General features: G+C 65.5%; 10 protein-coding genes. 8 read left to right on the plus strand and 2 right to left on the minus strand.

The genetic code is table 11. The annotated features are described in order from the left end of the window. Positions 1–642 (minus strand): translesion DNA synthesis-associated protein ImuA (gene imuA, locus ACK5F2_RS04850; RefSeq protein ID WP_409863179.1); only part of this gene is annotated, 642 nt, incomplete at its 3' end. Positions 643–940: 298 nt separating this feature from the next. Here imuA and ACK5F2_RS04855 point away from each other — a divergent pair. After that, positions 941–1309 carry a hypothetical protein gene (locus ACK5F2_RS04855; protein ID WP_409863181.1) on the plus strand — a complete coding sequence of 123 codons (369 nt, stop codon included), beginning with the start codon at positions 941–943 and terminating at the stop codon, positions 1307–1309. A 71-nt stretch (positions 1310–1380) separates the two neighbouring features. Further along, positions 1381–1521 carry a hypothetical protein gene (locus ACK5F2_RS04860; protein WP_409863182.1) on the plus strand — a complete coding sequence of 47 codons (141 nt, stop codon included), beginning with the start codon at positions 1381–1383 and terminating at the stop codon, positions 1519–1521. A gap of 29 nt (positions 1522–1550) precedes the next feature. Here ACK5F2_RS04860 and ACK5F2_RS04865 read toward each other — a convergent pair whose 3' ends face one another. Next, positions 1551–2294: a Crp/Fnr family transcriptional regulator gene (locus ACK5F2_RS04865; RefSeq protein WP_409863183.1), complete on the minus strand. Its 744-nt coding sequence runs from the start codon at positions 2292–2294 to the stop codon at positions 1551–1553. Positions 2295–2430: 136 nt separating this feature from the next. Here ACK5F2_RS04865 and ACK5F2_RS04870 point away from each other — a divergent pair, with 136 nt between their 5' ends. From ACK5F2_RS04870 to ACK5F2_RS04895, 6 genes are all read left to right on the plus strand, one after another. Then, a complete protein-coding gene (locus ACK5F2_RS04870; RefSeq protein WP_409863184.1) occupies positions 2431–4434 on the plus strand; it encodes an AMP-dependent synthetase/ligase in 2004 nt (667 codons plus the stop codon). Then, positions 4434–5219 carry an ABC transporter ATP-binding protein gene (locus ACK5F2_RS04875; RefSeq protein ID WP_409863185.1) on the plus strand — a complete coding sequence of 262 codons (786 nt, stop codon included), beginning with the start codon at positions 4434–4436 and terminating at the stop codon, positions 5217–5219. The genes ACK5F2_RS04870 and ACK5F2_RS04875 overlap by 1 nt, the downstream gene beginning before the upstream one ends. A gap of 10 nt (positions 5220–5229) precedes the next feature. Beyond that, on the plus strand, positions 5230–6159 hold the full coding sequence (locus ACK5F2_RS04880) for a branched-chain amino acid ABC transporter permease (RefSeq protein WP_409863187.1): 930 nt from the start codon (positions 5230–5232) through the stop codon (positions 6157–6159). A gap of 94 nt (positions 6160–6253) precedes the next feature. Continuing rightward, positions 6254–7330, plus strand: a complete 1077-nt coding sequence (locus tag ACK5F2_RS04885) for a branched-chain amino acid ABC transporter permease (RefSeq protein WP_409863188.1) — start codon at positions 6254–6256, stop codon at positions 7328–7330. 58 nt (positions 7331–7388) lie between these two features. Next, positions 7389–8717, plus strand: a complete 1329-nt coding sequence (locus ACK5F2_RS04890; RefSeq protein WP_409863192.1) for an ABC transporter substrate-binding protein — start codon at positions 7389–7391, stop codon at positions 8715–8717. 83 nt (positions 8718–8800) lie between these two features. Then, positions 8801–9610 (plus strand): ABC transporter ATP-binding protein, encoded by an 810-nt coding sequence (locus ACK5F2_RS04895; protein ID WP_409863190.1) that lies wholly within the window; start codon positions 8801–8803, stop codon positions 9608–9610. The last annotated feature ends 140 nt before the right edge of the window (positions 9611–9750 follow it).

Genomic DNA, 9750 nt, shown 5'->3' on the forward strand with positions numbered 1-9750 from the left:
GGCCGGGCCGCGACGCTTGAGCAGGCGCAGCTCCAGCGCCCAGCCGGCCTCGGGCCGCAGCAGCAGGCGCAGCGGTGCGGCCGAGGACTGGGTGGCCACGGCCTCCGGGCGGAACACAAAGCAGGGCGCATGGGCGCCCAAGGCACAGGCCTGCAGGCGGCGCAGCTGCTCGGGCCGGGCCTCGGGCAGCCAGGCCATCAGGGCGCCGGCCGCATTGGCCTTGAGCGCCTGCTCCAGGGTCCAGAGCGCTTGCAGCGGCGTGGCGGGCGCCAGCCAGAGCAGCTGGCGCGGCGCGAGCCCCCAGGCCGCCAGGCCGGGCAGATGGGGCGTGAAGGGCGGGTTGATCAGCAGCAGGTGCCGCCCGCCGGCCAGGGCTGGGCCCAGGGCCGGGCCCAGCAGGCGGAACTCGCAGACCCCGGGGCGGGGCTGCAGGATCTCGCGGAGCGCCTGCGCCGGCCAGCCGCCGCCGGGCAGCACGGCATCCAGCGCGGCAAAGCCGCTGGACCAGGCGCTGGCCGGGCCGCCGGCCAGCTCCGAGCCGCGCCACAGCGCCCGGCCCAGGGGGCCCTGGAGCAGGCCGGCGGCCGCGGCGCAAGCCGGAGCGGGGCCGCGGGAAGCGGCTGATGCGGTAGGCAGGGACATGGGGCAGGCCGGGCGCGGCAAGCTGCCCGGAAAAAAGGAAAATACTGTATTTGTGTACAGTAGTTTACGGGATGAAGCCTGCCAAGTCCCGGGCTTGGTTCATTTGCTGGCGAGCGCTCAAGCCTGGCATCGCCGTCGCCGCCCCCTGCGGTGAGGCTCCTGCCCCAGGAAGTGCCATGTCCGCGCTTTGCTCGGGGCTCGCCTTGCCCGACCTTGCATCCCCCGGGGTGGCGATTGCCGATCCAGTGCGAGCACAGCACACTGCGCCCCGGCCATTAAATGGGTCACTGAATAGGTCATGAATAAGTATTCAAAACATGTGTTTGCCATCTTGGCCGCGGGCCTCGGCCTGAGTTCCGCGCTGGCCAAAGATGTCTGCTCGAATGACTCGAATAACTTAGACAAGTCTGCCGGTGTCCTGTGCCGCGCACCTCTGCCCGGTAGCGAATGCCTGAAGGCCGGGCGCCAGTTTTCCCTGGGCGCCGTGGTGGTGCAGGGCGATCGCTTCTATCGATGTGTGCAGGCCCGGCCTTGGGCGCTGGAGGCCGATCTCCAATCTGTTTGGGTGGAGCTGGAAGCCGGCAGCACTGCGGCTGCGGTGCGGCAAGGCGTCATGGAAGTGCCCGCTTCAACCGCGGTGCGTGTGCCTACCCCAGGGCCCAACTAGGCAAGAGCTGCCCATGGACCGGCTTGACCTCTCTTGAGAGGCGGTCTGTGAGTGCTGAGCAAAAGGACTGTATGAAAAAGAAACTTATCACTGAGAGCGTTGGTGCAGCCAAATTGCTGATGTGGCTGGCGATCGCATTTGGCTTGTCGATCTGTTTTGCTGCCGGTCAGCACGCATGGGATGCAGTGTCTGGCTGGTTCTCAGCGTCGTGAAATGACTGGTGAAGCGGGCATCTGCGGGGTCAGCCGGCCTCGGCCCTGAACTGCCGCAGCCCCTGCAGATCCAGCACCCGCACGCCGCCGTACTCCACGCTGATCAGGCGCTGCTGCTGCAGGCGCTTGAGCGCCTCGTTGACGCGCTGGCGCGAGAGGCCCACCAGATAGGCCAGCTCCTGCTGGGTGATGCGCAGCATGCTGCCCACGCCGGGGTAGAGCTGGGGGTGGAAGAGGGCGGCCAGATTGCGGGCTACGCGCACATCGGGGTTGCCGATGCGGTCGGTCTCCCGCGCGGCGATGAACTGGCCCAGGCGCTCGTTGAGCTGGTTGAGCACAAAGCGGTTGAAGCCGATGCTCTGCTCCAGCAGCTGGTGAAAGGTGTCCAGGGGCAGGCCCGCCACCACGCTCTTGCGCAGCACCTGGATGTTGTAGCGGTAGACCTCGCGCTTGAGCAGGGTGCCCTCGCCGAACCAGCCACCGGGCGGCACGCCGGTGAAGGTGATGGCCTGGCCGCTGCTGTCGTCATTGCTCATCTTGAGCAGGCCGTCCACCACACCAAACCAGAAGCTGGCCGGCCGGCCGATGCGGCAGACGCGCTCGCCCACCTCGGCATCGGCTACCTGAAGCTGGGCGATGGCCTGCTGGCGCTGGGCCGCGTCCAGCACCGCCAGCCAGGGGATGGCCGCCAGTTCGGCGCTGGTTGCGCGGCGTGCCCGCTGGCGCAGCGGGGTGGGCACGGCGGGTTCGTTCAGAAAGCCGGAGGCACTCATGGGGCTGCAAGCATGGCGACAAAGCCTCGATTCCGGACTCCGGGTTATCTCGCCCCCGGATAGACCCTAGGAATGTCGTCCTAACGACAACATGACGTCAAAGCCAGGCCTAGTATGCGTGTCAGTCCAGCGCGAGATGCCCCATAGATGGGTGCCGCGCACCGTACAGGAGACAGCGGTGGTGACGACAGCAGCAGCAGTGACTTTTCCCCAGCTCTTGCTCGAGCACGCAGCCCGGCGCCCCGATGCGCCGGCCCTGCGCGAGAAGGAGTACGGCATCTGGCAGACCCTCAGCTGGGTACAGCTGGCGGGCTTGGTGCGCGAGCTGGCCCATGGCCTGGCGGACGCTGGTCTGGGCCGCGGCCAGCATCTGGTGGTGGTGGGCGAGAACCGGCCCCGGCTGTACGCCACCATGCTGGCGGCCCAGTCCCTGGGCGCGATTCCGGTGCCGCTCTACCAGGATGCGGTGGCCGCGGAGTTTGCCTACCCGCTCAACAACGCCGAGGTGGGCTTCGCCGTGGTGGAGGACCAGGAGCAGGTGGATAAGCTGCTGGAGATCCGCGAGCAGTGCCCGCGCCTCACACGCATCTGGTTCGATGATCCGCGCGGTCTGCGCAATTACCGCGAGAGCGGCCTGGAGTCGCTGGACGCCCTGTGCGAGCGTGGCCGCCAGCGCCTGGCCAGCCAGCCCGGCTTCTTCGAGGCCCAGGTGCAGGCGGGGCAGGCGGGTGATGTGGCCGCCATGTTCTTCACCTCGGGCACCACGGGCAACCCCAAGGGCGTGGTGCACACCCACGCCACCCTGATCGACCGGGCCCAGGCCGGCATGCGCTTCGACAAGCTGACCGAGCGCGAGGAGGTGCTGGCCTATCTGCCGCCGGCCTGGATCGGCCAGAACATCTTCAGCTATGCCCAGTGGCTGGCCTGCGGCTATGTGGTGAACTGCCCGGAATCGGCCAGCACGGTGTCCATCGATCTCAAGGAGATCGGACCCACCTACTACTTCGCGCCGCCGCGGGTTTTCGAGAGCCTGCTGACCAGCGTGATGATCCGCATGGAGGATGCTGGTGCCATCAAGCGCTGGCTCTTCGCCCAGTGCATGAGCCTGGCGCGGCGCGTGGGCCCGGCCCTGATGGACGGTCAGCCGGTGGGGGCGCTGGACCGTCTCAAGTACGCCCTGGGCAATGTGCTGATCTACGGGCCGCTGCGCAACACCCTGGGGCTCTCAAGGGTGCGCGTGGCCTATACGGCGGGCGAGGCCATAGGCCCCGATCTGTTCAGCTTCTACCGCAGCATAGGCATCAACCTCAAGCAGCTCTACGGCTCCACCGAGACCGCGGTGTTCGTGTGCCTGCAGCCCGACCACGAGGCCAAGGCCGATACGGTGGGCGTGCCCATCGAGGGCGTGGAGATCAGGCTGGCCGACAACGGCGAGATCATGGTGCGCTCGCCCGGCCTGCTCAAGGGCTATTACAAGAACGAGGCCGCCACGGCCGAGGTGCTGACTGCCGACGGCTGGTACCACACGGGGGACGCTGGCTTCATCGATGCCGGCGGTCATCTGAAGATCATCGACCGCGCCAAGGATGTGGGACGCCTGCGCGGCGGCGTGTTCGACGGCGCCATGTTCGCGCCCAAGTATGTGGAGAACAAGCTCAAGTTCTTTGCCCACATCAAGGAGGCCGTGGCCTTTGGCGACCAGCGCGACCGCGTCTGCGCCTTCATCAATATCGACTTCGAGGCCGTGGGCAACTGGGCCGAGCGCCGCAATCTGCCCTATGCCGGCTACACCGATCTGGCCTCCAAGCCCGAGATCTATGAGCTGATTCGCGACTGCGTGGAAAAGGTCAATGCCGATCTGGCCCAGGACGAGCGCCTGGCCGGCAGCCAGGTCACCCGCTTCCTGGTGCTGCACAAGGAGCTGGACGCGGACGATGGCGAGCTCACCCGCACCCGCAAGGTGCGCCGCGGCGCGATTGCCGAGAAGTACGCCGTGCTGATCGATGCGCTGTACGGCGGCAAGAGCTCGCAGTACATCGAGACGGCGGTCAAGTTCGAGGATGGCCGCACGGGCAGCGTGGCAGCGGACCTGAAGATCCTCGATGTGAAAACCTTTACCCCGGCCCGGAGGGCAGCCTGATGGCGAGCAAGAAGATCGGCGAGCTCATCCTCGACGTGCAGAACATCTCGCTGAGCTTTGGTGGCGTGAAGGCGCTCACCGACATCAGCTTCAATGTGCGCGAGCATGAGATCCGCGCCATCATCGGCCCCAACGGCGCGGGCAAGAGCTCCATGCTCAACTGCATCAACGGCGTCTACCAGCCGCAGCAGGGCTCCATCACCTTTCGCGGCCAGACCTTCAAGCACATGAACTCGCGCCAGGTGGCCGAGATGGGCGTGGCCCGTACCTTCCAGAACCTGGCCCTGTTCAAGGGCATGAGCGTGCTGGACAACATCATGACGGGCCGCAATCTGCAGATGAAGACCAATGTCTTCCAGCAGGCCTGGCGCTTCGGGGCCGCCGAGCGCGAGGAGACCGCGCAGCGCGAGAAGGTGGAGCGCATCATCGACTTCCTGGAGATCCAGGCCTATCGCAAGACGCCGGTGGGCCGTCTGCCCTATGGCCTGCAAAAGCGCGTGGACCTGGGTCGCGCCCTGGCCATGGAGCCGCAGGTGCTGCTGCTGGATGAGCCCATGGCCGGCATGAATGTGGAGGAGAAGCAGGACATGTGCCGCTTCATCCTGGACGTGAACGACGAGTTCGGCACCACCATCGTGCTGATCGAACACGATATGGGCGTGGTCATGGACATCAGCGACCGGGTCGTGGTGCTGGACTACGGCAAGAAGATCGGTGACGGCGCACCCGACGAGGTGCGCGCCAACGAAGACGTGATCCGCGCCTATCTGGGCACTTCTCACTGAGGCCACGACCATGGGATTCTTCCTCGAGACCTTGATCGGCGGCCTGATGGCCGGCATGTTGTACTCCCTGATCGCCCTGGGCTTTGTGCTGATCTTCAAGGCCAGCGGCGTGTTCAATTTCGCCCAGGGCGCCATGGTGCTGTTCGCGGCCCTGGCCATGGCGCGCTTCTCCGAATGGATCCCGCAATGGACCGGGCTGGAGAGCAAGCTGCTGGTGAATGTGCTGGCCTTCATCGTGGCCATGAGCCTGATGGTGGTGCTGGCCTGGGCCATCGAGCGCCTGGTGCTGGGCAAGTTGGTGAACCAGGAGGGCATCACCCTCTTGATGGCCACCCTGGGCATCACCTACTTCCTGGATGGCTTTGGCCAGACCCTGTTCGGCTCGGACATCTACAAGATCGATGTGGGCATGCCCAAGGACCCGATCTTCCTGTTCGAGAAGGCCATTGAGGGCGGGGTGCTCGTGGGCCAGGAGGATCTGATCGCGGCCCTGGTGGCGGCGGCCCTGGTGGGCGTGCTGGCCCTGTTCTTCCAGTACACGGCCACCGGCCGCGCCCTGCGCGCGGTGGCGGACGATCACCAGGCGGCGCAGTCCATCGGCATTCCGCTCAAGCGCATCTGGGTCATCGTCTGGAGCGTGGCGGGCTTTGTGGCCCTGGTGGCCGGCATCATCTGGGGCTCCAAGCTGGGCGTGCAGTTCTCGCTGTCCCTGGTGGCACTCAAGGCCCTGCCGGTGGTGATTCTGGGCGGGCTGACCTCGGTGCCCGGCGCCATCATCGGCGGCCTGATCATCGGTGTGGGCGAGAAGCTCTCCGAGATCTATATCGGTCCCATGCTGGGCGGCGGCATCGAGATCTGGTTTGCCTATGTGCTGGCCCTGGTGTTCCTGCTGGTGCGGCCGCAGGGCTTGTTCGGCGAGAAGATCATTGACCGCGTCTGACGCGGGCAATGATCTTCCGGTGAAGACTAACTTCGCGCAGCGAAGTTAAGCGAAGCGGGTCGAAACCAAAAGATCAGTCGAAAAGAGACAAGTCATGCTCTACAGAGAAAACGGTCAGTTCAAGACCTCCTACCGCGCTGACCAGCAGGTCTTTCCCATCGCCCAGGACCGCCTCGCGATCTGGGCCCTGATTGGCGTGGCCGTGCTGCTGGTGCCGGCCCTGGCCGATGAGTACCTGCTGCGCGCCATCTTCATTCCCTTCCTGATCCTGTCCCTGGCGGCCATAGGTCTGAACATCCTGGTGGGCTACTGCGGTCAGATCTCCCTGGGCACCGGGGCCTTCATGGCGGTGGGCGCCTATGCGGCCTACAACTTCTTCGCCCGCGTGCCCGGCATGCCCCTGATTCCGGCCCTGCTGCTGGGGGGCTTGTGTGCCACGGTGGTGGGCGTGTTCTTCGGCATTCCCTCGCTGCGCATCAAGGGCCTGTACCTGGCCGTGGCCACGCTGGCGGCGCAGTTCTTCAGCGACTGGGCTTTTCTGCGCATCAAGTGGTTCACCCTGGACTCGGCCTCGGGTTCGGTGAGCGTGTCGGGTCTGCAGGTGCTGGGCCAGCCCATCGAGACCCCGCTGCAGAAGTATCTGTTCTGCCTGGGCGTGGTGGTGGTCTTTGCCTGGGCCGCCAAGAACCTGGTGCGCGGCCATATCGGCCGGGCCTGGATGGCCATGCGAGACATGGATGTGGCGGCGGCCGTGATCGGCATCCGGCCGGTGCATGCCAAGCTCAGCGCCTTTGCGGTGAGCAGCTTCATCGTGGGCGTGGCCGGCGCGCTGTGGGGCTTTGTCCATCTGGGTTCCTGGGAGCCGGCGGCCTTCTCCATCGACCGCAGCTTCCAGCTGCTCTTCATGGTCATCATCGGCGGTCTGGGCTCCATCATGGGCAGCTTCTTCGGCGCGGCCTTCATCGTGGTGCTGCCCATCTTCCTGAACCAGGCCTTGCCGGCCCTGGGCGGCCTGTTCGGCTTCCATGTGGACACGGCCCTGGTCAGCCATGTGGAGTTCATGGTGTTCGGCGCCCTGATCGTGTTCTTCTTGATCGTCGAGCCGCATGGCCTGGCCAAGCTCTGGTCCACGGCCAAGGAGAAGTTGCGGCTCTGGCCCTTCCCGCATTGATTCACCGCGATTCAACCCGGCACCGCAGAGTGCTTTTTCCTAGGAGACAAGCGTCATGATGCAACTGAAGAAAGTCGCCGCCGCGACCCTGCTGGCTGCCGCCGGTCTGGCCGGCGTGGGAGAGGCTTTGGCTCAGGCCAAGGAGCAGTTCTTCCCGGTCCTGGTCTATCGCACCGGCGCCTACGGCCCCAATGGCACGCCCTGGGCCAATGGCTATGTGGACTATCTCAAGCTGGTCAATGCCCAGGGCGGCATGAATGGCGTGAAGATCTCCTACGAGGAATGCGAGTTCGGCTATGCCACCGACCGCGGCGTGGAGTGCTATGAGCGCCTGAAGGGCAAGAACGGCGGCGCCACCGTGTTCCAGCCCCTGTCCACCGGCGTGACCTTTGCGCTGACCGAAAAGGCCCCGGCCGACAAGATTCCGCTGATCACCGCCGGTTACGGCCGCAGCGAGAGCCAGGACGGCGGCGTCTTCAAGTGGAACTTCCCCCTGATCGGCACCTACTGGATGGCGGCCGATGTGCTGATCCAGCATCTGGCCAAGAAGGAAGGCGGCTTCGACAAGCTCAAGGGCAAGAAGATCACCCTGGTCTATCACGACAGCCCCTATGGCAAGGAGCCCATCCCCCTGCTGCAGGAGCGCAGCAAGATGCATGGCTTCGAGCTGAACGCGATTCCGGTCACCCACCCCGGTGTGGAGCAGAAGTCGGCCTGGCTGCAGATCCGCCAGCAGCGCCCCGACTATGTGCTGCTCTGGGGCTGGGGCGTGATGAACACCACCTCGCTCAAGGAGGCCCAGGCCACCGGCTATCCGCGCGAGAAGATGTTCGGCGTCTGGTGGGCCGGCGCCGAGCCCGATGTCAAGGACGTGGCCGAAGGTGCCAAGGGCTATAGCGCCCTGACCATGCAGCACGGCGTGCACCCCGATGCCAAGGTGACCCAGGACATCCTCAAGCTGGTCCATGGCAAGGGCCAGGGCACCGGTCCCAAGGAAGAAGTGGGCCAGGTGCTCTATATGCGCGGCATGATCTCCGCGATGCTGGCCGTGGAGGGCGTCAAGCGTGCCCAGGAGCGCTTCGGCAAGGGCAAGGTCATGACGGGTGAGCAGGTGCGCTGGGGTCTGGAGAACCTGGCCCTGGATCAGAAGAAGCTGGACGGCCTGGGCTTTGCCGGCGTGATGCGCCCGGTCTCCACCTCCTGCGCCGACCATATGGGCTCGGCCTGGGCGCGGGTGCAGACCTGGGACGGCAAGAAGTGGGCCTTCAGCTCCGACTGGTACCAGGCCGACGAGATGATCCTCAAGCCCATGGTCAAGCAGGCCGCCGACAAGTACGCCGCCGAGAAGAAGCTGGAGCGCCGCACGCCAGCGGATTGCCAGAGCTGATGTTCTGAGTGGCCGAGGGGACTCCGGCGGAGTCCTCTTGCGAGCGCCGCGTGCGGCGTTCGCAAGAATCAAAGGGGCAAGTCATGAGTAGCAATGTGCTTCTGAACGTCAACGGCATCGAGGTGATCTACAACCATGTGATCCTGGTGCTCAAGGGCGTATCCCTGCAGGTGCGCGAGGGCGGCATCGTGGCCCTGCTGGGCGGCAATGGCGCGGGCAAGACCACCACGCTGCGGGCCGTCTCCAATCTGCTGGCCGGCGAGCGCGGTGAGGTGACCAAGGGCAGCATCGAGCTGCGCGGCGAGCGCATCGAGAAGCTCACGACCTCGGACATGGTGGAGCGTGGCGTGATCCAGGTGATGGAGGGGCGGCATTGCTTTGCCCACCTCAGCATCGAGGAGAACCTGCTCACCGGCGCCTACACCCGCAAGGACGGCAAGGCCGCGGTGGCGGCCACGCTGGAGAAGGTCTACAACTACTTTCCACGCCTGAAGACGCGGCGGACGTCGCAGGCGGCCTACACCTCGGGCGGCGAGCAGCAGATGTGCGCCATCGGCCGCGCCTTGATGGCCAACCCGCGCATGGTGCTGCTGGATGAGCCTTCTATGGGCTTGGCGCCGCAAATCGTTGAAGAGGTGTTCGAGATCGTCAAAGACCTCAACAGCAAGGAAGGTGTGACCTTTTTGCTGGCCGAGCAGAACACCAATATGGCGCTGCGTTATGCCGACTACGGCTACATCCTGGAGAGCGGCCGGGTGGTCATGGATGGTGAGGCCCAGGCGCTGCGCGAGAACGAGGACGTCAAGGAGTTCTACCTCGGCACCGGTGGCGGTGATCGCAAGAGCTTCAAGGACGTCAAGAGCTACAAGCGCCGCAAGCGCTGGCTGGCCTGAACCATGGGTACGCCTGTTTCCTTTCAATTCAGAAGTCCGGCCATGAATGAAGACGCCTTCTTCGCCCTCCCGCCCTTCAAGGCCGAGGAGGCCTTGCTGACGCTCAAGCGCAATCTGCGCGACCTGCGCTCACTGGAGGC

The sequence above is a fragment of the Roseateles sp. genome, from assembly GCF_046300915.1.
Taxonomy (GTDB): Bacteria; Pseudomonadota; Gammaproteobacteria; order Burkholderiales; family Burkholderiaceae_C; genus Kinneretia.